20 protein-coding genes and 2 pseudogenes are annotated in these 23,724 nt (G+C 61.6%); 15 read left to right on the forward strand and 7 right to left on the reverse strand.

The features are described from left to right. Positions 1-205 precede the first annotated feature (205 nt). The 4 genes and pseudogenes from BSF40_RS18565 to BSF40_RS18575 form a co-directional block, all read right to left on the reverse strand. Positions 206-775: pseudogene (locus BSF40_RS18565) on the reverse strand (DUF3422 family protein); the annotation flags it as partial. Between the two features lie 14 nt (positions 776-789). After that, entirely contained in the window at positions 790-1,032 is a 243-nt protein-coding gene (locus BSF40_RS32045) for a hypothetical protein (protein WP_141249760.1), read from the reverse strand. Between the two features lie 83 nt (positions 1,033-1,115). Continuing rightward, complete coding sequence (ctlX, locus tag BSF40_RS18570; RefSeq protein WP_172435725.1) at positions 1,116-2,054, reverse strand: citrulline utilization hydrolase CtlX; 939 nt, start codon at positions 2,052-2,054, stop codon at positions 1,116-1,118. Between the two features lie 34 nt (positions 2,055-2,088). Beyond that, positions 2,089-3,141, reverse strand: a complete 1,053-nt coding sequence (locus tag BSF40_RS18575) for an ornithine cyclodeaminase (protein WP_095966174.1) — start codon at positions 3,139-3,141, stop codon at positions 2,089-2,091. Between the two features lie 185 nt (positions 3,142-3,326). Between BSF40_RS18575 and BSF40_RS18580 the strand changes: the two genes are divergently transcribed. The 3 genes from BSF40_RS18580 (at position 3,327) to BSF40_RS18590 (ending at position 5,808) form a co-directional block, all read left to right on the forward strand. Then, complete coding sequence (locus BSF40_RS18580; protein ID WP_095966223.1) at positions 3,327-3,749, forward strand: Lrp/AsnC family transcriptional regulator; 423 nt, start codon at positions 3,327-3,329, stop codon at positions 3,747-3,749. Between the two features lie 365 nt (positions 3,750-4,114). Then, positions 4,115-5,533, forward strand: coding sequence for an amino acid permease (locus BSF40_RS18585; RefSeq protein WP_095966175.1), 1,419 nt, complete (start codon positions 4,115-4,117; stop codon positions 5,531-5,533). A 23-nt stretch (positions 5,534-5,556) separates the two neighbouring features. Then, entirely contained in the window at positions 5,557-5,808 is a 252-nt protein-coding gene (locus BSF40_RS18590; protein ID WP_095966224.1) for a transcriptional regulator, read from the forward strand. Between the two features lie 543 nt (positions 5,809-6,351). Here the strand turns inward: BSF40_RS18590 and BSF40_RS18595 are convergent. Beyond that, positions 6,352-7,035: pseudogene (locus BSF40_RS18595) on the reverse strand (plasmid replication region); the annotation flags it as partial. 66 nt (positions 7,036-7,101) lie between these two features. Here BSF40_RS18595 and BSF40_RS18600 point away from each other — a divergent pair. Together BSF40_RS18600 and BSF40_RS32735 are read left to right on the forward strand one after the other, a co-directional pair. Then, on the forward strand, positions 7,102-7,452 hold the full coding sequence (locus tag BSF40_RS18600) for a WS/DGAT domain-containing protein (protein WP_256585660.1): 351 nt from the start codon (positions 7,102-7,104) through the stop codon (positions 7,450-7,452). A 105-nt stretch (positions 7,453-7,557) separates the two neighbouring features. Continuing rightward, positions 7,558-7,728 (forward strand): hypothetical protein, encoded by a 171-nt coding sequence (locus tag BSF40_RS32735; protein ID WP_158247834.1) that lies wholly within the window; start codon positions 7,558-7,560, stop codon positions 7,726-7,728. 7 nt (positions 7,729-7,735) lie between these two features. Here BSF40_RS32735 and BSF40_RS18605 read toward each other — a convergent pair whose 3' ends face one another. Further along, the gene (locus BSF40_RS18605) at positions 7,736-8,599 is read right to left on the reverse strand and encodes a helix-turn-helix domain-containing protein (protein ID WP_095966176.1); all 864 of its coding nucleotides are present in this window, start codon (positions 8,597-8,599) and stop codon (positions 7,736-7,738) included. A gap of 148 nt (positions 8,600-8,747) precedes the next feature. Between BSF40_RS18605 and BSF40_RS18610 the strand changes: the two genes are divergently transcribed. The 10 genes from BSF40_RS18610 (at position 8,748) to BSF40_RS18655 (ending at position 20,555) form a co-directional block, all read left to right on the forward strand. Continuing rightward, positions 8,748-10,031, forward strand: coding sequence for an acyl-CoA dehydrogenase family protein (locus BSF40_RS18610; RefSeq protein WP_095966177.1), 1,284 nt, complete (start codon positions 8,748-8,750; stop codon positions 10,029-10,031). 57 nt (positions 10,032-10,088) lie between these two features. Continuing rightward, on the forward strand, positions 10,089-11,222 hold the full coding sequence (locus BSF40_RS18615; RefSeq protein ID WP_095966178.1) for a trans-acting enoyl reductase family protein: 1,134 nt from the start codon (positions 10,089-10,091) through the stop codon (positions 11,220-11,222). Between the two features lie 21 nt (positions 11,223-11,243). Then, complete coding sequence (locus tag BSF40_RS18620) at positions 11,244-12,800, forward strand: AMP-binding protein (protein ID WP_095966179.1); 1,557 nt, start codon at positions 11,244-11,246, stop codon at positions 12,798-12,800. Positions 12,801-12,894: 94 nt separating this feature from the next. Continuing rightward, the gene (locus BSF40_RS18625) at positions 12,895-14,133 is read left to right on the forward strand and encodes a thiolase family protein (RefSeq protein ID WP_095966180.1); all 1,239 of its coding nucleotides are present in this window, start codon (positions 12,895-12,897) and stop codon (positions 14,131-14,133) included. A gap of 33 nt (positions 14,134-14,166) precedes the next feature. Beyond that, positions 14,167-14,961: an SDR family oxidoreductase gene (locus BSF40_RS18630; RefSeq protein ID WP_095966181.1), complete on the forward strand. Its 795-nt coding sequence runs from the start codon at positions 14,167-14,169 to the stop codon at positions 14,959-14,961. 30 nt (positions 14,962-14,991) lie between these two features. Next, a complete protein-coding gene (locus BSF40_RS18635; protein WP_095966182.1) occupies positions 14,992-15,393 on the forward strand; it encodes a hypothetical protein in 402 nt (133 codons plus the stop codon). 116 nt (positions 15,394-15,509) lie between these two features. Then, positions 15,510-15,986: a 2,4'-dihydroxyacetophenone dioxygenase family protein gene (locus tag BSF40_RS18640; RefSeq protein ID WP_095966183.1), complete on the forward strand. Its 477-nt coding sequence runs from the start codon at positions 15,510-15,512 to the stop codon at positions 15,984-15,986. 71 nt (positions 15,987-16,057) lie between these two features. Continuing rightward, positions 16,058-18,421 (forward strand): arylsulfatase, encoded by a 2,364-nt coding sequence (locus tag BSF40_RS18645; protein ID WP_095966184.1) that lies wholly within the window; start codon positions 16,058-16,060, stop codon positions 18,419-18,421. Between the two features lie 26 nt (positions 18,422-18,447). Then, complete coding sequence (locus BSF40_RS18650; RefSeq protein WP_095966185.1) at positions 18,448-19,281, forward strand: SDR family NAD(P)-dependent oxidoreductase; 834 nt, start codon at positions 18,448-18,450, stop codon at positions 19,279-19,281. Then, a complete protein-coding gene (locus BSF40_RS18655) occupies positions 19,281-20,555 on the forward strand; it encodes an anaerobic sulfatase maturase (protein ID WP_095966186.1) in 1,275 nt (424 codons plus the stop codon). The genes BSF40_RS18650 and BSF40_RS18655 overlap by 1 nt, the downstream gene beginning before the upstream one ends. Before the next feature lie 705 nt (positions 20,556-21,260). Here the strand turns inward: BSF40_RS18655 and BSF40_RS18665 are convergent. Next, positions 21,261-23,696 (reverse strand): RND family transporter, encoded by a 2,436-nt coding sequence (locus BSF40_RS18665; protein ID WP_095966188.1) that lies wholly within the window; start codon positions 23,694-23,696, stop codon positions 21,261-21,263. Between the last annotated feature and the right edge of the window lie 28 nt (positions 23,697-23,724).

Consider the following 23,724-nt stretch of genomic DNA (forward strand, 5'->3'; position numbering starts at 1 on the left):
GATTCTGGTGCCGCGAGTCAACATGGAGTGGGCACCTGGATCGGTCAGTGAGACCTGTTTATCCAGCGATTTGGTTCTCCGGCCCGGCTGCTAGTTCTGTGTAACGTAGAAGCAGCGTACGACGGCTAAGGAGCGACGCGTATCTTCACGAACAAATTGACACCCCCCCCTGAACGATTTAGCCAATCTGTTGCGTCGACCGGTTCAACGATAACGAGGCCATCATCCCAGAGGTCTCGATTTCAAGCAGGCGGCGTATCATCCGCCCCTGACGGTAGGCGTTCAGGCGCCGGTTGACGAACAACATGTGGTTGTTGCTATCCTCGCTCAGGCGACAATCACTCCAGACCATTGCATCGCCACCACCTACGCAAGAACCGCTCGGATCCTTGAAGCCATAACGGGACAGATCCAGGCCGGCTTCACCACGCACTACGATCTGCACAGAGTTGATCCGCGCCGGCAAATTCACTTCAACCTTTGACGCCAGCACCTCGGGCAGCGTTGTCCAGGACAAGTCATCACAAGATGAAGTGACCACCAGCGTCAGGGTGAAAAACTCGGCATGGCGCTCCCACTTCAGTGCATGGCCATCGAGTTGGATAATGCCTTGGGCGGCATTCAGGTCCAGGGCGCCAGGGCAGCATTGTTCAAGGAATGCATTGCACGCCTGATCGCTGCCGAGGAAGGCCAGATGAAACACATGGGTCGGCTCATCGAAATACAGTGACGGGCGCGCGTGTACCGATGCCGTTGCCGTTGCCGGCGCTGTCACTCACAAGCTCCGGTTCAGCTATGCAGATGAAATCTGCTCGGGATAGTAGCGCCGGGCTTGTTCGACCGAGATGTATTGTTTTTTACATCATCCTGGATAGCCTCCAGGCTCCGCGCTTTTGCCGGCTCCCAACCACCGCCGCTGGCAGTGACCAGACGCAGCAAATCGCCTTTTTCAAGCCCCACACGATTGGCTCGACTGATGCGCTCGGTTGGCCCCTGTGCGCGAATGACCTTGAGCATCAACGTCGCGAACACGCACCAAGGCCTCGACAGCTGCGCAAGCTAAAGACCATCATCACCACCTGACAAGGGTGGGGATGATGGTCGCCTCGTTGAGGTTACTTTCGAGGAGACAGGTGGATACCTGCGATCATGCAACGAACAGAGCCTCCGGCCATTTCAATGGTCGGAACGTCCAACGGCACCAACCTGGCCGACCGCTCGATACGTTGACGCTGCTCTGCCGTGAGGCTGTTGAAGGCTCTGCGCGAGAGGGCCAGGATTCGACCGTCTCGACCAGAGAGCTCGATTGCGTTGCCGGCAAACTCGTTGATCTGCTGGTTGGTCAGATCGATGACATCTCGACCTGACTCCATCAAACGCATTCGAACCTCTTCAGCACGAGCCTTTTTCGTGAAGGTGCCGAAACCCACCAGGGCGAATTCAGTCGCGACACACATCAAGACGTTGGTGTGATAGACCGGCGCCCCTTTCTCGTCCGCCGTGTCGAACACCATGGGCTCGAAGTTGAAGTGGGTGCTGAACCGCTCCAGTGCAATCGGATCGGCTCGGTTCGAGCGAGCCGTGTACGCCACCCTGGACATGTGATCGAACACCATGGCTCCGGTGCCCTCAAGGAACAGCTCATCCTGTTCCAGGCCCGAGTAGTCGATCACGTCCTGAACCCGGTACTCCTGCTTGAGCATCTCGATGACATCGGCACGCCTCTCCCGACGGCGGTTCGGGGAGTACATCGAGTAGACCGCGATGTGACCACCTGGGTGGGTCGAGAACCAGTTGTTCGGGAAGACGGAGTCCGGGGTGTTTTTCTCGCCGAAGTCATCAAAGAGATGAACCCGCACACCCTCAGCTTCCAGCCGCTCTGCGGCCTGAGTGACCTCATCACGCGCAACCTCGGAAAGGGTTTGAGCGGCGATGTCAGGATTTGAGCTTTGGAACGAGTTATCTGCAGCCGTTTCCGGATTAGGAGTAAAGGCGTGCGGCCTGACCATCACCACAGCCGCAGGCGCTTGAATCGAACGCGTTGGAAATGCCATCAAGAAATACCGATATAGGAGACTGATCGTAGAGTTATGCAACGCGTCGGATGCGTTTTTTGGCAGCGCGGCCACGGGTGTGGCTGAACAGGTCTTTCGGGTCGTCCTCTACCCATGGAACGAGATCAATCTTCGTACCCATCCCACGTTTTTCAGCCTGTTGAAGCACGTAACGCAGAACCGAATAGTCTTCGAGAGCGAAGCCCACGGAGTCGAACACCGTGACCTGTTCTGCGCTCTGACGGCCTTCCTGATCACCCGTGAGCACACGCCACAGGTCGACGACGGGCGAGTCAGCTTCAAGCTGCTGGATATCGCCTTCAATACGGGTCTGCGGCTCGTACTCCACAAAGACCCTGGACTGGCGAAGGACGTCGGCATGGAGCTCGGTTTTACCCGGGCAGTCACCGCCAACGGCGTTCAGGTGCATCCCCGGCTCGAGCATCTCAGGCGTGATGATGGTCGCGTAGGCCTTATCTGCGGTGACGGTGGTGATGATGTCCGCACCCCGTACCGCCTCGGCAACACTCTGCGCACGGGTGATTTTAAGCTCGGGGTACTCCTGGAGATTCCTGATCAGCTTCGCAGTCGCGAGCGGATCGGTGTCGTATGCAACGATCTCCTGGATGCCGAGGTGCTTGTGGAAGGCCAGTGCCTGGAACTCACTTTGAGCACCGTTGCCGATCAACGCCATCTTTCGAGCGTCTGGACGGGCAAGTGCTTTGGCGGCCATCAGCGAGGTAGCGGCGGTACGCAAAGCCGTCGCAATCGTCAGCTCAGAAAGCAGCACGGGGTAGCCCGTGTTGACATCAGCCAGCACCCCGAATGCCATCACGGTATGAAGGTCTTTGAAGGTGTTGGAGGGATGGCCGTTTACATACTTGAACGCATATTGGCTGTGATCCGCCACGGGCATTAACTCAATCACCCCGACATCTGAATGGCTTGCCACGCGGGCAGACTTGTCGAACTCCGGCCAGCGCTTGAAGTCTTCGCGAATAACCTCGGAAAGCTCACCCAAGAACTGAACTACGCCAATGTCATGAACCAGGTCAGACATCGTGGGGACGTCGATGAAATGCGTCATTGCTAAGCACCTAAATAAGTGCGCCCGCCTTGAAGTAGTGCTTAGCGGGCGCCAAGTAAGAGTTCTTGCCACCTCCAAGATTCTGATGAAAGGCTGATACAAAATGAAGCGTACAGGTTGCCATATTTTGCAGTTTTCTAGACACTTTGCTCACTAAAAATAGCAATCTGGATAGCGTGCGTATGATGGACAACATTGATCGGGAGCTCATCGCTCTACTGCGGGACAATGCCCGCACCCCTGTTATGACGTTGGCCAAGAAGCTCAGGGTCGCTCGGGCCACTGTGCAGAATCGCCTCACCAAGCTCGAAGAGAGCGGCGTCATCATGGGCTACACGATCCGCCTTCAGTCCGATGCGATAGAGCGAGGGGTCAGGGCAATCACCAGTATTGCTATCAGTGGCCATCATGCCGCCGAGGTCAAACACGCACTACGTGGGCATCCCGCCGTAGTCGCCATCCATACCACCAACGGCCGATGGGACCTGATGGCAGAGCTTCGGGCCGAAACACTTGAGGCCTTTGACAAGGCGCTCAACACCATTCGCTCCATTCAGTACATCGACAACACTGAAACCAGCATCCTGCTGTCGACCTTCAAGATGTAGTCCGAATTGGGCCACTCGTACCTTGATTTGCGCGACTTATCAAAATGCAACAAAGGTTATGCAAAGTGATAAGTCAGACCTTCGCGCATAACATTTTGTAGCGTTCCGGTTGACAACTATGGCTGGCAAAATGGGCACTTCTAGGCGACCGGGGCAGGATCCAACAACGGCAACAAGCACACCGCGTCTCTAGAGTTCAATCACCTGACAGTTTGGTCAGGCCCTTGCGCTGGAATTTGCTTTTCTCGTCTGCGTATTAACCAAACCCTCCGTTTTATGAGGTGCAACATTACTTATGCCCACATAAATCACCTTCCATAAGGAAGGAGGTAGAGGTTTTCTCAGAAAAAAATAAGAGGTCAGTTATGCATCAAACCTGCAACTCGCAAGACGCGACTCACGGCGACGGACGAACACTTAAAAGGCGGCTGGAAAATCGTCATATTCAGCTGATTGCCATCAGCGGCGCCATCGGCACGGGTCTCTTCATGGGATCAGGGAAGATGATTGCGCTCTCCGGATCCTCAATCATCCTGGTCTACGCGATCATTGGGTTCTTCGTCTTTTGCATCATGCGGGCGATGGGAGAAATGCTTCTCGCCAACCTTGAAATGGGCTCTTTTGCAGAGCTTGTCCACCATTACCTCGGGCCACGCGCAGGATTCATACTGGCCTGGTCGTACTGGCTCAGTTGGGTGGTAGTCGCCGTCGGTGACGTGGTGGTAGTCGCAGGGTTCCTTCAATACTGGTATCCGAACCTACCCACATGGATTCCAGCGTTCAGCACCATGTTCCTGCTCCTGGTACTCAACATGCTGGCCGTGAAGGCTTTCGGTGAGGTGGAGTTCTGGTTCGGCCTGATCAAAATCATCGCCATCGTCGCCCTGGTCGTCACCGGGCTGGTGATGGTGGCCACGTCCTACACGTCCCCTGCCGGGGTAACCGCGTCCTTTAGCCACCTGGTAGCGCCCGGCGTCGTGATGCCGCATGGCATCTTGGGTTTCCTTGCTGGTTTCCAGATCGCCATCTTCTCGTTCGTTGGCACAGAGCTTCTCGGCACCGCCGCAGCTGAAGCCCACAATCCGGAGAAAACGCTGCCCAAGGCCATCAACACCATCCCTCTGCGCATCCTGCTGTTCTACGTCACTGCGCTTGCATGCATCATCAGCGTGATCTCCTGGGCCAACGTGCCCGCAAACCGCAGCCCCTTCGTCGAGCTGTTCCTGCTGGGCGGCCTGCCGGCTGCCGCTGGGATGATCAACTTCGTAGTGATGACGTCGGCGGCCTCCTCGGCCAACAGCGGCGTGTACTCGGGCTCCCGCATGCTCTACGGCCTGTCTCACAACAAGCAGGCACCGCAGGCCTTCGGACGCCTATCGGGCTCCGGCACACCGGCCCGCGCACTGGTGTTCTCGGGCCTTTGCATGGCGATCGCGCTGACGCTGCTATTCGCCATCCCGGACATCATGGTGATCTTCACCCTGGTTTCGACGATTTCGGCTGTCATGGTTATCGTCACCTGGTCGTTGATTCTGCTGTCGTACTTCGCCTACCGCCGCAGCAACCCCGAAGCCCACGTGCGCTCAACCTTCAAGCTCCCTGGTGGCAAGTTCACGGCAGGGATTTCCCTGGCGTTCCTGATGTTCGTCCTGTGCCTTCTTGCACTGGAACCGGATACCCGCACCGCCCTGTACGTGATGCCCATCTGGTACATCGGCTTGCTGCTTGCCTATCGCTACAACGCGAAAGCAACTGTGTACCCGATAGCCACCATAGCCTCTTGAGATATTGAGAAAGGAAGATGCGAGTGAGCTCATCGACGTCAGGCATCAAGCTCGACCCTGCAACCAGAAAGAGGATCAAGCAGGCCGCTGCAGTTCTGGATCGAACACCGCATTGGTTCATGAAGAAGGCAGTGCTGTATTGGCTACACCGGATCGAGGACGGCTCAAGCGCATCAGACCTGCTGAACGAGGTGGACATCGACGCTGATAACAGCCACCTCAGTCAACAGAAACTGTTGAACGTTGACCAGCCAATGAAAAAGACCGTGGAATAGGCACCTCGTAAATGACCAGCGACGACCAGGATCAGCAAGCCCCAAATCAATCTTGCGGACCGACCATCAAGGATTAAGACAATTTGCTCAATGGAGATGGGGGTTAGGTTTCTTGAACGAGTCATTTAACCCTCCAATCTCTATGCGAGTCACATTTAGCTCCCCAGAGCCTTGGACTCCCTCAGTGACCACACATTCGTTTAGATGCCGGAACTGAACGGCCGGATTGGGTTAGCTGCCGTTCACAGCGCACAGCTGAGTGAAGCGGCGATTGGCCTTCTCGCATATGAGTCGTTCCTACGCGGTAGCATATGAACGGTAAGCGTTCGGCCAAGTCACCCTCTTGATATCAGCGTTGGGGCTCCAATCGACCATCAGTGATATCCACGGCCTCGTCGGAGAACTCTCAGGTCAGCTTCTCAATCAATTTTTCAACAATCTCTCGGTCGGCTTTCTCGCGCCAATCGGGGTCTTCCATATCGAATTTAAAACGGACGCCAATGATGTCCGCGGGGATTCCCACAAACTTGGTGTCGCCTACCTTCAGGGATTGGACATTGACGCCGCAGGTTTTCGGGATCTTGGCTTACGCTTGGGCGCGGGAGCCTGACGTAGTTGCGTCAGTTGCTGCTCCAGCGTTTCGGAGCGAGCCTGCTGTGCTGCAGCACGTTGCTGGGTCTGACTGAGCTCGTTTTGAGTCGACTCCAACCGTCGTTGCATCTGCTCGACATGCCGCCCGGACTCCTTGAATTAGGCCGTCACGGCTTTGCCCTCCTCCCGGGCGCGGTCGACCTCGCGGTGCGCACGATCCTCCACGCCGCGGACGTAGCTCTCCTGCACCACGCGTTCCTGCTCGGCCTTGAGCCGCAGCGCCTGCAGCTCCTGCTGTAACGTCTGATGCTGCCGCTGGACTTCACGGCGCTCGAGCAGCAAATCTTCACGCTGCTGCAGCAGGTCCTCGATCTGCGTCTGGCGCTGAGTCAGCAATAGTTCCAGGTCGGCCAGGCGCAACTCGACCGCCTGGCGCCCGGTCACCGCCTCCGCCGCCTGCTGGCGAAACTGCGCCGCATCCTGACGCGCCTGGTCTTCGACGGCCGCCACCCGCTCGCGTTCGGCATCCAGCACCAGACGTTGCTCATCCATAGCCTGTTCGACTACGCCTTGCGCCAGATGGATGGCTTGCTGCCACACCGCGACAAAGGCCTGCGACACCTCGGGCGGCAAGGCCTTGCCGGCCGACTGGCGACACTGACCGGCGGGGGTGGCAAGGGCCCGGTCTTGCTGCACAACTGCATGGTGACCAACGTCCCCGGCCCCAACACTGAACTCTACCTGCTCGGGGCGAAGCTTGTGCACTGGGGCGGCATGGGCCCGCTGGCCGATGGCATGTCACTGATCTGGAACCCGACCAGCTACTGCGGGAAGATGTTCATCTCGTTGACCAGCTCGCCGAACATCGTTTCCGATCCGGACTTTCTCGCGCGCTGCCTGCTGGACTCCTACGAAGAAATGAGTGAGGCGGCCAGGCAGATGCCCCCACCGATCCCGGCGAGCAAAGTGGTGAGCAAGCGTCGCAAACAGGGGGCAGGCAAGCCAGGGCAAGTCCGGACTGCAGCCTCCAGGGAGACAAACAACGAGCACTGAGCCCCTCCCCCCCCCTGCGTTGGGGGGGGCCGCAAAACCCCGGCTGCATTATTTTCAACACATGACAATCCGTTGCGCCCTTCACGTTCGCGAACAGGTGAGCCTATGAAAATAATAATAATGCTGTGTGTCATTGCATCGCTGACCGCGATGCTGGTAACCATCACCCCGATCAAGGAAGTCTGGTTGCAATCGCATTATCTGCCCGACGATCCGTGCAAATCCCATCCATACACCTGCTTCCGGCCTGCGGTGAGTTTCGCCTCGCTGCACTGACCCGCTCTCAGCCGCGACCGACGCCGGACCGGGCGCGAAACTGGGCCGGCGTGGTTCCGTGGGCCGTCTTGAAGGCGGCTGTCAGGTGGCTTTGTGAACTGAACCCGCACGCCAGCGCTACATGCAGGATGGGCAGGTCGGTTTGCATGAGCAGTTCTCGCGCGTGCTCGAGCCGCAGGTTCATCACATACCGGTGAGGTGCGATGCCCATGGCATTGTCGAACAGCCGGCGAAAATGCGCCGGGCTGACCCCGGCCCGGGTCGCCAGCTGGTTGATCGACAAGTCTTCGGCCAGGTGTTCGCGCATGTAAGCCACCACCGATTGCAGACGCGCCAGTTGAATATGCGGCGGGTTGATCGAACCCGGGGTCTGCAGGCGCAGCGCACGGCACACCTGTTCGAGCATCACCGCCGCCAGCCGCGCCATGAACCCCTGGTCGGCCTGTTTTCCCATATTCAGCTCATCGAGCAGCTGCCGGGCCGCCGCACTGACCAGTGCGTCGCTGAAGGCCAGCGGTGCCTGGGTCCTGGCACAGCACTCCAGCAACTGGCCAAACACACCGTCACTGCGCTCGGGAATGTAGAACACCGCGAAGTCCACGCTGCCCGAGTAGCGCCAATGGGTTGCGCAGTGGGCCGGCATCAGCATCGACATGCTGGGCAAGGTGCTCAGACGCGACGTCTCGTCCGTGCCCTCTTCCACCCGCGAACCACCGAATTGAGTGAGCAGGGTCATGACCCCCACCGGGGGCATGTCGAGGTCTGTCTCGTGCAGAAAATAGCGCTCGGCATACAGCGGCATCTGGTTGCACACCAGGCCACCGACCATGGGCAGTCCCAACACTTCATGGACTTTCTGTTGCGGCGTCACCGGCGCTCCCTGATGAGCAGATTTTGACAAATATGCCCCCTTTTCCAGTGAGTTGTCGATCCCGGGAAGAACCATCATGGCGTCCATGTTCCAGCCCCCACGCGGTCGATTGCGTGGGTTCGTTCCTTCCCCGGATGAGCAAGCGCCAATGATCACATTACATGACACCTTGCAGTTACCCGCCGTTGGCCTGACGGGTTTTGAAACGCCATTGAGCGAAGAAGAAGCGGCCATCCAGCAATCGGTGCATCAGTTCGCCAGGAACGTGCTGCGCCCGGTCGGCCAGGCCCTCGACAAGATGCAAGCGGCCGATGTCTGCGCACCCGGCTCGCCTTTCTGGTCGGTGTTCGCCCAAGCGGCACAGCTGGGTCTGGACCCGGAACTGCTGACGCAGTTTCCCGCCGAAACCGCCGTGCGCCTGGAGTCGCTGATTGGCGAGGAAATGGGCTGGGGCGATGCCGGCCTGGCCGTTTCCCTGGCGGTCGCCGGTTTCCCGCTGCGCATGGCAAAGGCCGTGGGCAATCAGGAGCTGGTGGAACTGTGCCAGGGCAAGATCGGCTGCTGGATGATCACTCATCCGGACAAGGGCAGCGACATCATGGTCTATGACATGAAGCGCGAATGGCCCCAGGGTCAGTCCGGCAACAAGGGCACCCTCACGGCCAGAGTCGGCAAGGACGAGATCGTCCTCAACGGCCAGTGCTCGGCCTGGGTCTCCAACGGGGCCGTGGCGCAGGTAGCGCTGGCCTACATCACCGCCGACTATGGCGACGGCTTTTTCGACGCCGACGGCCGCCCCAACGGCGTCGCCGTGATCGTGCCCCTGGACCTGCCCGGCGTATCGCGCGGCAAGCCGCTGGACAAGATCGGCCAGCGCTCGCTGCCCCAGGGCGAAGTCTATTTCGACAACGTGAAAATACCGACGCGCTTCGCCATCGCCGGCAAGGATCAATACTACGGCAATCAGTCCTCGGCCTGGTCCTACGCCGGCACGCACATGTCCCAGGTGTTCACCGGGGTAGCGCGCGCGGCGTTCGAAATGGCCTTGCAGTACTGCCATGAACGCAAACAGGGCGGCCAGTTGCTGATCGACCATCAGCTCACCCGCTATCGACTGGGCGACATGCTGCGTCAGGTCGAACTGGCACGCGCGGTGGCCCGACGCTCCCTGGCGTTCGCCCGCCTGTCACCGCAGAGCCATCCCTACGCCACGGCGTCGGCCAAGGTGACCGTCACTGAAGCCTGCATGAAGGTCGCCCATGAAGCGCTGCAGCTGTTCGGCGGTGCCGGTACGTCCCGTGAATACCCGATCGAGAAGATTTTCCGCGATGCCCGCGCCGCCCTGATCGAAGACGGCGAGAACGCCATCATCACCATGCGTGTTGGCCTGCTGTGCCAACAGCTTTATGCCGAAGGCTGGTCGCAGTACTGACTCCGGCCCTGCTCCTCCCCCCAAAAACAAGCTTCTAAAAACAAGAGAGATACGAAAATGGCTAAATATCCCGTCGTCGTTTATGGCGCCAGCGGCTACACCGGCATGCTCACCATGGACTGGCTGATCGACCAGAACATCCCCTTCACCGCCGTGGCACGCAATGCCGGACGCGTGCACGAGATGATGGCCCAGCGCGTGGTGCGCCTGGAGTCGGCTACCTATGAAGTCATCGAAGCCGAACACACGGTCGAGGCGCTGACCGAGGCGTTCCGTGGCGCCAAGGTGGTCTGCAACACCGTCGGCCCGTTCGTCAAATTCGGCCTGACCACCGTCGAGGCCGCGCTCAAGGCCGGCTGCCATCACCTGGATACCACCGGCGAGCAAAGCTACATGCGCGAAGTGCGGGAGAAGTTCGGCCATCTCTATGCCCAGGCCGGCCTGCTGGTCTCCCCGTCGCTGTCCTACATGTTCACCTACGCGGAAATCGCCGCCGAACTGGCCCTGGAAACGCCGGGCATCGACGCCCTGGAAACCTCGACCCTGTGCCGTGGCCCGCGCGGCGTCGGTGCCGGTGTGACCGTGGGCTCGACCGCCTCCATCTTCGAGATGTATCGCGCCGAGCAATGCTACCTGTGGGAGAAGAAACTGGTCCCGCACGCCGTCGGCACCTCCTTCAGCATTCCTTCACCCGAGTTCCTGCAACCGGTCTTCGCCCTGCCATGGGGCGGCACCTCATTGCCGGTGTATTTCGAGAACGACCCGCGCGTGCGCTCCTGTGTTTCCTGCGTCGGCTTCTACGACAACGACGTGATGAAGATGGTGCATGGTCTGGGTCAGAAGTGGGACGCCGAATACAAGCACCTGCCGGTAGAGCATCAGGATGAAGTGCTCAAGCAGATCGTTCAGTCGACCACGCCGAGCATGCCACCGCGCGAGCGCACCACCACCGTGCGCATGGTCGACACCGCCATCGGCCGCGGCCAGCTGTCGGCCGTGCGTGCCACCGTGCATGGCACCACCGCCTACATCGCCACCGGGGCCTTGCAGGTTGCCGCCGCGATCAAGCTGATCGATGGCGAAACCTCCAGGGTCGGCTTTGCTTCCGGCTCCAAGGCATTCGGGCATCGCTACCTGCTGGGCTTCCTGCAAGAGCGTGGCCTGGCACGGGCCACGGTCACCCAGCTCTGATCGACGGCACGGGAGTCCTTCATGGCCATCATTGATTTCTACGACCGCGGCTGGGGTTTGAACCCGGACGGTATCGCCTATATCCAGGGCGCGCGGTCCTACACCTTCGAGGAAGTCGGTGCGTTGTCCTGTCGCATCGCCAACACCCTGCTGGCCCTGGGCTTGCCCAAGGAAACCAAGGGCGCGGTGTGGTCGGCCAACGACGTCACCGCCTGGGCCTGCACCCTGGGCCTGTGGCGCGCCAACATGACCTGGATACCGGTCAATGCGCGCAATTCGGCGCAAGAGAACCACTACATCCTCGATGCCTTCGATTGCGAGGTGATGTTCTACCAGGACGAGTTCGCCGCGATCATCGACGACCTGCGTCCGTCGTTGCCGAAGATCCGGCACTGGGTCTGCATCGATGCCGAAGGTCGCGATGCGCCGTCGCTGGAACGCTGGAGCGCGCAGCAGCCCTCGACCCGTCCTGAAGTCGGCTACGACATGGACGACGTGATCATGCTCTCGCCCACGGGCGGCACCACCGGCATGCCCAAGGGGGTGATGAATACGCACCGCAGCACGCAGACCTTCATCGCCCACTTCATGCTGGCCTGCGCCTACCGCAATGGCGAGACGCCGGTGAACCTGGCCGCCGCGCCCATGACCCACACGGCAGGTCTGCTGGCCGTGCCGTGCACCGCCCAGGGCGGCACGGTGGTCGTGGTGACCAGGCCCGACCCGGCGGTGATGCTCGGCGCGATCATGCAGCACAAGGTCACCGAGTTCTTCCTGCCGCCGACGGTGATCTACAAGCTGCTGGAAATGCCCGGCATCGAGACGCTCGACCTGTCCTCGGTCAAGTACCTGATGTACGGCGCGGCCCCGATGTCGGTGCAGAAACTGAAAAAGGCCATCGAGGTGTTCGGCCCGATCATGGCCGGCGGTTACGGCCAGACCGAAGCCCCAGCCAGCATCGCCTTCCTGCGCCCCGACGAGCACCTGGTCGACGGCCAGCTGGCCAGCGACGAGCGCCTGTCATCGGTTGGCCGTCCCTACCCGCTGATCCGCGTGGAGGTCATGGACGATGACCAGCGGATCCTGCCACGCGGTGCCACCGGCGAGATCTGCGTGCGCGGCGACCTGGTCATGAAGGGCTACTACAAGCAGCCGGACAAGACCGCCGAAACCCTCATCGACGGCTGGCTGCACACCGGCGACATCGGCCACATCGACGCCGAAGGCTACCTGCACCTGACCGACCGCAAGAAGGACATGATCATTTCCGGCGGCTTCAACGTGTACCCCAGCGAAGTCGAGCAAGTGCTGTGGAGCCATCCGGCGGTACAGGACTGCGCGGTGATCGGTGTACCGGACGAGAAATGGGGCGAAGCGGTCAAGGCCGTGGTCGAGCTCAACCCCGGCCTGAGCGTCAGCGCCCAGGCACTGATCGATTTGTGCAAGGAACGGCTGGGGCACGTCATGGCGCCCAAGTCGGTCGATTTCGTCGACAGCCTGCCGCGCAGCCCGGTGGGCAAGGTGTTGAAGAAAGACCTGCGCCAGCCCTATTGGCAAAACCTGGATCGAAACATCTGACGCCTGTAACCGGCCCTGGCCTGCATCGGCGACTGCGTCCGGTGCAGGGCCCGGGCCTCCAGCTTGCTTCCCTGACTCATCACAAGGAATTTTCATGAGCACCGTCTATATCGCCGGCATCGCCATGACCGTCTTCGGCCGACACCTCGAACGCAGCCTCGATGACCTGGCGCGCGAAGCGCTCAATGGCGCATTGCAGGATGCCGGGTGCCGCACCGAAGACCTGGGCATCGCCTTTTATGCCGGCATGACCAATGGCCCGCTGCAAGGCCAGATCGCCATCCCCGGCCAGGTGGTACTGAGCAAGGTCGGCATCGAAGGCATCCCCATCTACAACATCGAAAACGCCTGCGCCTCGGGCAGTGCCGCCTTCAACCTGGCCGTGCAGAGCCTCAAGGCCGGCACCACCGACGTGGCGCTGGCGATCGGCGCCGAGAAGATGAACATCGCCGACAAGCTCAAGGCCCTCTCGATTTTCGAAGCCGGCTGGGACATCTCCCGCGCCGAGCAGAACTACCAGACCCTGGTGCAAATGGGCGAAGGGGTCGAAGTGCCCGAAGGCAGCGAGTCGGACAAACCCTACAGCAAGTTCATGGCCATCTACGCTGCGATGTGCCGGCACCACATGAGCACCTATGGCACCACGCAACGGCAGATTGCCGCGGTGTCGGCGAAGAACCATACCCACTCGGTGCACAACCCTTACTCGCAGTTCCGTCGGCCTTTCAGCATCGAAGAGATCCTGGCGGCGCCGCCCATCACGTACCCGATCACCCTGCCGATGTGCGCCCCTCTGTCCGACGGCGCTGCCGCCGCCATTCTCTGCACCGAGGAAGGCCTCAAGCGCATCGGTGCCGACAAGAGCCGTTGCATCAAGGTCGCGGCCAGCGTGATCCGCAGTTTCAGCAACCGTCGCCTCGATCAGCCCGAGCTCCACGTCGGGCGCCTGGCCGCCAAAATGGCCTATGAACAGGCCGGCCTCGGCCCCCGCGACATGCACGTGGCCGAAGTGCACGACGCCTCGGCCATGGGCGAAATCATCCAGGTGGAGAACCTCGGCTTCGTCGCCCCCGGCGAAGGCGGCCCGGCCGCCGAACGTGGCGAGTTCACCCTGGGCGGGCGCGTTCCGGTCAACACCTCCGGCGGTCTCGAATCCAAGGGCCATCCGCTGGGCGCCACCGGTATCGGCCAGCTCTATGAACTGGTGACCCAGTTACGCGGCGAAGCCGGCAAGCGCCAGGTCGAAGGCGCGCGGCATGCCATACAGGAAAACGGCGGCGGCCTGCAGGGCGTCGAAGAAGCGGCGGTGGCGATTCACATCCTGAGCAAGTAACCGCCCCCCCCTGCCATGAAAGAGGTAGCCAAGATGTTCAACAACAAAGTGGTGGTGATCAGCGGCGCCGGCTCCGGTATCGGTCGCGAACTGGCTGTGCAACTGGCCCGGGAGGGAGCGCTGCTGGCGCTCTCGGACATCGACCGTTCGAGCCTCGATGCCACCCTGGGCTTGCTCCCTGAAGCGAGCCAGGCCCGGGGCTACACGCTGGATGTTTCGTCCTGGTCGGCATTCCAGGAGCATGCCGAAGAGGTCATGCGCGATTTCGGCACGGTGCACTACGTCATCAACAATGCCGGCGCCACGGTGATCGGCACCGTGGCCAACACCAGCATCGAAGAGTTCGAGTGGCAACTGGGCATCAACCTGTGGGGCGTGCTGTACGGCACCAAGGCCTTTCTGCCGACGATGCTGGCCCAGCGTGAAGGTTGCATCGTCAACATCTCCAGCGTGTTCGGCCTGCTCAGCTACCCCACGCAAAGCGCCTACAACATGTCGAAGTTCGCCGTGCGCGGCCTGACCGAATGCCTCTGGGCCGAACTCAAGGGCAGCGGCGTGCGCGCCATCAGCGTCCATCCCGGCGGCATCAGGACCAACATCGAGCGGGCCGGCCGGCGCTGCAAGGCCGCAGGCGAGGAGGAAGCGAAGTTCGCCCGCCTGGCCGACAAGATGCTGCTGACCCCGCCCGCCGACTGCGCCGCCGACATCATCCACGGCATGCGCCACGGCAGCCGCCGGGTCATCACCGGCAACAAGTCCAGCACCCTGTTCTGGCTGAGCCGATTGTTCCCCAACCGCTACCCCACCCTGCTCAGGCTGCTGGGCTGAGCCTTGTCCGACCCTATCGAGGAGTACTCCATGTCCAACGCTTACGCCCGCACCCTGTTCAGTATCGCCGCCGGCTTCAACATCCTGGCGGGCCTGCCCTTGCTGGTGGCCACGCAGCCGGTCGCCCAACTGATGGGCTTGCAGATGACCCCGGCCACCGGCCTGTTCATCCAGATCACCATGATCGTGGTGCTGATGTTCGGCTGGGCCTACTGGATGATCAGCCGCGACCCGGTGCGCTATCGCCCCTACATCGTGTTGGGGATTGCGCTGAAGATCCTCGTGGTCGCGGTCATCACCAGCCACTGGCTGGCGGGCACCATTGCCTGGCCGCTGCCGGCACTGGCGGCGAGCGACATCGTCTTTGCCCTGCTGTTCTGGCGCTACCTGAGCAGCACCCGTTCGGCGCAAGCCCTCTCGCCATTGCACTGATTGAAGACCGCGCGCATCGCCCCCCCTGCCGCCGGGGGGGTAATTTCTGCCCGCTCCCGCACGATGCCACTCAGAACATCCACCTGCCGCCAACGGCCCATCCGAGGAGCTCCACCATGCTGTATGAAAGCATCGATACCGCCGCCATCAACGCCGACGACCTGCCCTGGGTGCCTTTCGCGCCTTACAACGACGACGTGCTCATCAAGTACATCAAGTGCGATCCGGTGCGTGGCGAGGTCATTACCCTGCTCAAGGCACCCGCCAGCATGACCCTGCCCAAGCACCACCACTCCGGCACCGTGATCGTCTACACCATCAAGGGTGGCTGGAAGTACCTCGAACACGACTGGATCTCCACCGAAGGTGGCGTGGTGTTCGAGACGGCCGCCACCAGCCATACGCCCATCGGCCTGCCCGAGCACGGCGACGAGGTGATCACGTTCAACGTCACCCTGGGCGATCTCATGTACATGGACGAAAACGACAACATCGTTGCCATCGAGAACTGGAAGACCAGCGTGCAGCGCTACCTGGCCTACTGCGAGGCCAACGACATCCAGCCCAAGGACATCACCAGTTTTTCGGTGTGACCGATACCCGGCGCCCCTCCCCGAGGGGGGCGCCCCACTCACTCCGCCAACAACAAGAACAGGAGTCTTCCATGATTCAGAAGTTTGCGCGCACCGGGCATTTCACACTGAAGGTGAGCATGCTGCTGGCGAGCTCCGTCGCCTGCGCCCAGGACACCCTGCCTTTCGCGCCGACGCCTTCGGCCAGCACCGCCGGGCCGACCCTGCAGGATTCCCATCACCAGAAGCGCCAGGCCCAGTCCCATGTGCCGGCCGGTGCACCGAACATCCTGGTGATCATGCTCGATGACGCCGGTTTCGCCCAGGCCGACACGGTTGGCGGCGCCATCCACACCCCGACCCTGAGCCGGGTGGCCGACAGCGGTGTGCGTTACAACGCCTTCCATACCACCGCCATCAGCTCGGCCACCCGTGCCGCCCTGTTGACCGGACGCAATCACCACCGGGTCGGCAATGGCGTGATCGCCGAGCTGGCCACCGATTGGGACGGCTACACCGGCAAGATTCCCAAGAGTTCGGCGACCATGGCCGAAGTGCTCAAGCAATACGGCTACAGCACCGCCGCCTTCGGCAAATGGCACAACACACCGACGTCGGAAACCACCGCCGCCGGACCGTTCGACAGCTGGCCGACCGGCTATGGCTTTGAACACTTCTATGGCTTCATGGCCGGGGAAACCTCCCAGTACGAGCCGCGCCTGTACCGCAACACCACGCCGATCGAACCGCCTCGCGATCCCAAGTACCATCTCAGCGAAGACCTGGCCAACCGCGCGGTGAACTGGCTGCAGGACCACAAGACCTACGCCCCGGACAAACCCTTCTTCATGTATTGGGCCCCCGGTGCCGTGCACGGCCCGCACCAGGTCAACGCCCAATGGGCCGACAAGTACAAGGGCAAGTTCGACGCTGGCTGGGATGTGTATCGCGAGCAGACCTTCGCCCGCCAGAAAGCCATGGGCTTCATTCCCAAGGACGCCAGGCTGACCCCGCGCCCCGCCGAACTGCCTGCCTGGGACAGCCTCGACGCCGGGCAAAAGCAATACCAGGCGCGCCTGATGGAGGTTTACGCAGGCTTCCTCGAGCATGCCGATACCCAGGCCGGGAAGATCCTCGACGAGCTGGAACTGCAGGGTAAACGCGACAACACCCTGATTTTCTATGTGCTCGGCGACAACGGGGCCTCGGCCGAAGGCATGGAAGGCACCATCAACGAACTGCTGGCGCAGAACGGCATTCCGGTGCCCAAGGAGCAGCAGCTCAAGGTGCTCAACGGCAGCTACGGTGGCCTGTCGGCCCTCGGCGGCCCGAAACTCGAGAGCATGTACAACGCCGCCTGGGCCTGGGCGGGTTCGGGCCCGTTTATCGGGACCAAGCTGGTGGCGGGCTACTTCGGCGGCACGCGCACGCCAATGGCGGTCTCCTGGCCCAAGCAGATCAAGGCCGATGCCAAGGTCCGCGGGCAGTTTCACCACGTCAACGACATTGTCCCGACCGTCTACGACCTCCTCGACATCAGCGCGCCCAAGGTGGTCAACGGCGTCGAGCAGGACCCGATGGACGGCGTCAGCCTGCGCTACACCTTTGCCGAGGCCGATGCAAAGTCGCGCAAGCCCCCGCAGTACTTCGAAGTGCTCGGCAGCCGTGGCATCTACAAGGACGGCTGGATCGCCTCGGTATTCGGCCCGCGCAAACCCTGGGTGCAAGGGTTTGCCCAGTTCATGGGCTGGAACCCGGACAACGACCAGTGGGCGCTGTATGACCTTGGCAACGACTACTCGCAAGCCACGGACGTGGCGGCCAGCCACCCGGAAAAACTGGCTGAGCTGAAGGCCGAGTTCGATACCCAGGCCAAGGCCAACCACGTCTACCCGATCGGCGCCGGTCTGTTTCCCTTCATGAACCCGGATGTACGCCCGGGTACCGACAAACACGAATGGAATTTCAGCGATCGCACCCAGCGCTTCCCGGAGTTCACCGCCCCCAACCTGCGCAGCCGCAACAACCGGGTACTGGTGACGGCCGACGTGCCGGCCAAGGCCAGTGGCGTGTTGTATGCCATGGGCGGGATCGGTGGCGGTGTCAGCCTGTACCTGGACGATGGTTATCTGGTCTACGAGTACAACGCCCTGGCCATTGCCCGGGTCAAGCTGCGCTCGACCGAACGCGTGCCGGCCGGTAAAGCCAACATCGAAGTGTTGACCCAAATGAGCACGACCAAACTGGGCGCGCCGGCCAATCTGAGCCTGCGCCTGGGGGGGCAGGAAGTCGCCAGCGGCGTGACGCCGTTCACCCCGGCATTCACCTTCACCGCCAGCGAAACCTTTGACGTGGCCCAGGACCTCGGCTCGCCGGTCGCCCTGGATTACTTCGACCGCGCGCCGTTCGCTTTCAACGGCAAGGTCGACGACGTGCATGTCGCTTACTTGCCCTGAACCCTTGCCCTGCCCAGGAGATTCCCATGGCCACCACCGAACTTAAAAACAAGAACGTCCTGATCACTGGCGCCGCTTCCGGCATCGGTCGCGCCGCCGCGCTGGCATTCGCCCGCCGGGGCGCCCTGATCATTGCCACCGACATCAATCTCGTTGCGCTCAGGCAGGTGCAAATGGACGTCGAGGCCCTCGGTTCCCGCTGCACCATCCATCAGCTCGATGTCTCCAGCAGCGAAGCCGTGCGGGAACTGGCCGAGAAGCTCCATGCCTCGCTCGGGGCGCTCGACGTGCTGATCAACAACGCCGGCATCGGCTACCTGGGCCAGTTCCTGCAAAGCGACCTGGCCCACTGGCAGCGGGTGCTGGACATCAACGTGATGGGGGTGGTGCATGGCTGCTATCACTTCATCCCGCAGATGCTCAAGGCCGGCGGGCCGCGCCATGTGCTCAACGTGGCGTCGGCGGCCGGTCTGTACCCGTCGCCGACGATGGCGGCTTATGCCGCCTCCAAGCATGCGGTGTTCGGGTTCAACGAAGTGCTCAAGATGGAGCTGGCCGACAGCGATATCTGCGTGACCACGGTCTGTCCCGGCATCATCAATACGCCGATCACCCATGCCCGCAACAACGTCTCGCCCTCGGTCGACGAAGCCCAGCTCACGCGACTGCACAAGTACTATCAGACCAAGGGCTGCGGGCCCGAGGTGGTCGCCGAAGGCATGGTCCGCGCGGTGCAAAAGAGCCAGGACCTGTTGCTGGTCGGGCCCTTTGCGAAGGTGCTGTACCACCTGCGTCGGCTGTCCCTGGGCCTGTTGCGTCGCTTCGTGCTGAGCGATGCGCGCAAGGTCGGGTTTCTCTGATGGCGAGCGCTTCTCCCGCGGTGCAGGGGTTGCACTTGATGGCCAAGCCGGTCGGTCCGATCTGCAACCTCGATTGCAGCTACTGCTTCTACCTGGAAAAGGAGCAGTTGTACCCGCCCAGAGAGCGCTTTCGCATGTCCGACGAGGTGTTGCGCGCGTACATCCAGGGTTACATCGCCGCGCAACCCAGCCCCGAAGTGGAGTTCACCTGGCAAGGCGGCGAGCCGACCTTGCTGGGCCTGGATTTTTTCCAGCGGGCGGTGGCCTGTCAGCGCGAGTTTGGCGCTGGCAAGGTCATCCGCAATACCCTGCAAACCAACGGCACCCTGCTCGATGACCAGTGGTGTGCCTTCCTCGCCCGCGAGGGTTTCATGGTCGGCCTGAGCCTTGACGGGCCGCGTGAGGTCCACGACCTCTACCGACCGGACAAGCGTGGCCGCTCCAGTTTCGATGCGGTCATGGCTGGCCTGGGCCTGCTGAAGAAACACGGGGTGCCGTTCAACGTGCTGGTCACCGTGGCCCGCGACGTGGCGAACCATCCGCTGGAAATCTATGGTTTTCTCAAGGCCCAGGGCGTGCGGCATATCCAGTTCAACCCGGTGGTCGAACGCCTTCCAGGCGCAGCGGACGTCAAGCAGGGCCTGAGTTTCGCCACGCCGCCGGAGCTGCGACTGCATGCCGTGGACGAACCCGGGGTGGTCACGGCGCAGAGTGTCGAACCCGAGCGTTATGGCGACTTTCTCATCGCCATCTTCAACGAATGGGTGCGCCATGACGTCGGCGACATCCATGTGATGAACTTCGAATGGGCCCTGGCGGCCTGGTGCCAGCTGGCGCCTTCGGTGTGCCTGTTCAGCCCGCGCTGCGGCAAGGCAGCGATCGTCGAACATGACGGCAGCGTCTACTCCTGCGACCACTTCATGTACCCGGAGTATCGCCTGGGCAATCTCCAGGAAGATGACCCGGCCACCCTGCTCGCCTCCCCGGCCCAGAAGGCGTTCGGCGCGGCCAAGGAAACCACGTTGCCGACCGTGTGCCAGCAATGCGACTACCGCTTCGCCTGCCACGGCGAATGCCCGAAGAACCGGTTCATGACCGCGCCCAACGGCGAGCCGGGACTGAACTACCTGTGCCCCGCCTACAAGAAATACTTCCGCCACCTGACGCCCTACATGAACGCCATGGCCCAGTTGATCAGCCATGACCAGCCCGCTTCGCTGATCATGCAGGCCTTCGACGGCCCGCTGATCGTACCGCTCAAGCCAGCGCGATAATGGGTTGGGGGACTGTGGGAGCGGGCTTGCCCGCGAAGGCGGCCTGACAGGCGTCCCGGGATTCATTCTCTGAGTACATATCCATTTCAGCGGTAATAGCCACCGGCGGTTACCGCAGGAATGGATATGTACACCACCCTCAAAACATACATCGCCTGACGCTAGTCATCGCAGGCAAGCCAGCTCCCACAGGGTCCTGGTACATCCGCCAACATCAGTCCGACTGGCAGGCCGCCTTCGCGAGCAAGCCCGCTCCCACATGGGATCAGGGGTACTCACGAAATAACGTCAACCGCTAAATCGTATTCGCGAGCAGGCTCGCTCACACAACGGGATCGCAGAAAGACCCGTAACCAGATCGCCTCGTTTTGACTTTGGCTTTTGATCTTCCTGCTCCCTCGTGAGGCTTCGTTCCGGTTCTGCGTAGTGGGCAACCCGGCATGGATGCCGGGTTAGCCGCGTACGGCGATGGATGGCGGCGGGCTCTGTAGGAGCGAGCTTGCTCCGGGCGGCGTTCCGACGAAAAGCCCGAGAGCACCTCGGGGTGTCAGGCTCCCCGCATCATCGTTGACCTCCATCGCGAGCAAGCTCGCAGTAAGGGCGGAACCATTAGCGGTCGTTACCGCAGGAATGGATATGTGCGCGAACAGAGAGCCTGGTCGGCCCGAAGGCCGCCAAGATCAAGATCAAAAGATCGCCGACAGATTAGCGAGCCTTCCTGAGCAAGAAATGCGACAACGCCGGGATCAGCACCAGCGCACCGATCATGTTCCAGATGAACATGAAGGTCAGCAGGATCCCCATATCCGCCTGGAACTTGATCGGCGACCAGGCCCAGGTGATGACGCCCGCCGCCAGGGTGATGCCCACCAGAGCGACCACCTTGCCGGTGAACGCCACCGAGTTCTTGTAAGCCTCGGTCAACGACAGGCCGGCACGCTGCTGGGCCAGCTGCACGCTGAGCAGGTACAGCGCGTAATCCACGCCGATCCCCACGCCCAGGGCGATCACCGGCAGGGTGGCCACTTTCACGCCCATGCCAAGACACACCATCAACGCCTCGCAGAGCACTGACGTCAGCATCAAGGGCACCACCGCCACCACGACCGCGCGCCAGCTGCGAAAGGTGATGAAGCACAGCACGATCACCGCGCCATACACGTACACCAGCATGGTGCGGTTGGCCTCGCGGACCACGATGTTGGTCGCCGCTTCGATCCCCGCGCTGCCGGCCGCGAGCATGAACTGGCGTTCACCGTTGCTGTGCTCGCGAGCGAAGGCCCCGGCGACACTGACCACATGTTCGAGGGTCTGTGCCTTGTGGTCGGCCAGGTAGGCCACCACCGGCATCATCGAGCAGTCGCTGTTGAACAGTTCCGGGTTGTTCACCGAGGCCTGTTGCGCGCCATAGTTGAGTACGTCCTGATTGCGCGCGATGGTCAGCATCTTCGGGTTGCCTTCATAGGAACCCGCGGTGATCTGCCGTACGGCGTTGACCAGCGACACGGTGGTCTGCACCCCCGGCTGCTGTTGCAACAGCCAGCCGAGACGGTCGGCCTCGACCAGGGTCTCGTACTTCAGGCAACCCTCGCTCGCGGTCTTGACCATCACGGCGAACTGGTCGCTGGACAGCGAGTAGTTGTCGGTGATGTAGGCATTGTCGCGATTGTAGCGGGAGTCTGCGCGCAGCTCGGGCGCACCCGGGTCAAGGTCGCCGATCTGCAGCTGGGTACTGACCATGAACCCGCCCGCCGCCAGCAACCCGGCGACGATCACGGCGACTGTGGCCCAGCGGCGCTCGGTGAAGCGGTCGAGCAGGCTCCACAGATTGCCCAGGCCCTTGCCGTGCAGTTCCTTGTCTTCCTGACGCAGGCTGCGCGCCGCCGCCTTGCGACTGACACCGCAATACGACAGCAGCACCGGCAACAGCACCAGGTTGGTGAAGATCAACACCGCCACACCGATGCTGGCGGTGACGGCCAGGTCCTGGATCACCGGGATGTCGATCAGCATCAGCACGGCAAAGCCGACCGCATCGGCGAGCAAGGCCGTCAGCCCCGCCAGGAACAGGCGGCGGAAGGTGTAGCGCGCCGCGACCAGTTGGTGTGTGCCGCGCCCCACATCCTGCATGATGCCGTTCATTTTCTGCGCGCCGTGGGACACGCCGATGGCGAACACCAGGAACGGCACCAGGATCGAGAACGGGTCGAGCGCATAGCCCATCAGCGCGACCAGCCCCAGCTGCCAGGCCACGGCGATCACCGAGCAGAGAATCACCAGCGTCGTGCTGCGCACACAGCGGGTGAAGAAATAGATGATCGACGTGGCGATCAGCGCAGCAGCGCCAAAGTACATCATCACCAGCACCAGGCCGTCGATCAGGTCGCCGACCAGCTTGGCGAAGCCGATCACGCGGACTTTGATCGGCCCCTTGCCCTCCTCGCCCCGGGCATGGGTTTCATTGCCGCCGGCGAACTCGTACTTGTTACGCAATTGCTCTTCGAGAACCCGCGAGAAAGCGTGGTAGTCGATGGCCTGGCCGGTGACCGGATCTTTCTCCAGCAGGGGCACGAAAATCATGCTCGACTTGAAGTTGTTGCCCACCAGGCTGCCGACGATGCCAGATCGGGCAATGTTCAAGCGCAGCTGCTCGACGCCCTTGGCCGAGCCGTCGTAGGCATCGGGCATCACCGGCCCGCCGCGAAACCCCTCTTCGGTCACTTCGGTCCAGCGCACCGCCGGTGTCCACAGCGACTTGACCCAGGCACGGTCCACACCCGGGGTCACGAACAGGGTGTCGTTGATCTGCTTGAGCACATCGAGGTATTGCGGGTCGAAGATATCGCCCTCGGTGTTTTCCACCACCACCCGCACCGCATTGCCGAGCCCGCGCAGGGACTGGCGGTTTTCCAGGTAGTTCTGAATGAACGGCTGGCTTTGCGGCAGCATTTTTTCGAAGCTGGCAGTCAGGCTCAGGCGAGTGGCCGCAAAGTAACCGAGCAGCACGGTGATCACCAGGCAACTCAGCACCACCAGCAGGCGGTTGTTGAAGATCAAGCGTTCGAGCAGGTTGCCGGAACGGGCGTCGAAGCCCTTGAGCTCCCGCACCACCGGCATCGTATCGAGTTCGTAGGTACCCATATCGTGTCTTGTCTCTTTTGTTGTACGC

The sequence above is a fragment of the Pseudomonas sp. ACN5 genome (assembly GCF_002303975.1).
GTDB lineage: Bacteria > Pseudomonadota > Gammaproteobacteria > Pseudomonadales > Pseudomonadaceae > Aquipseudomonas > Aquipseudomonas laurylsulfatiphila.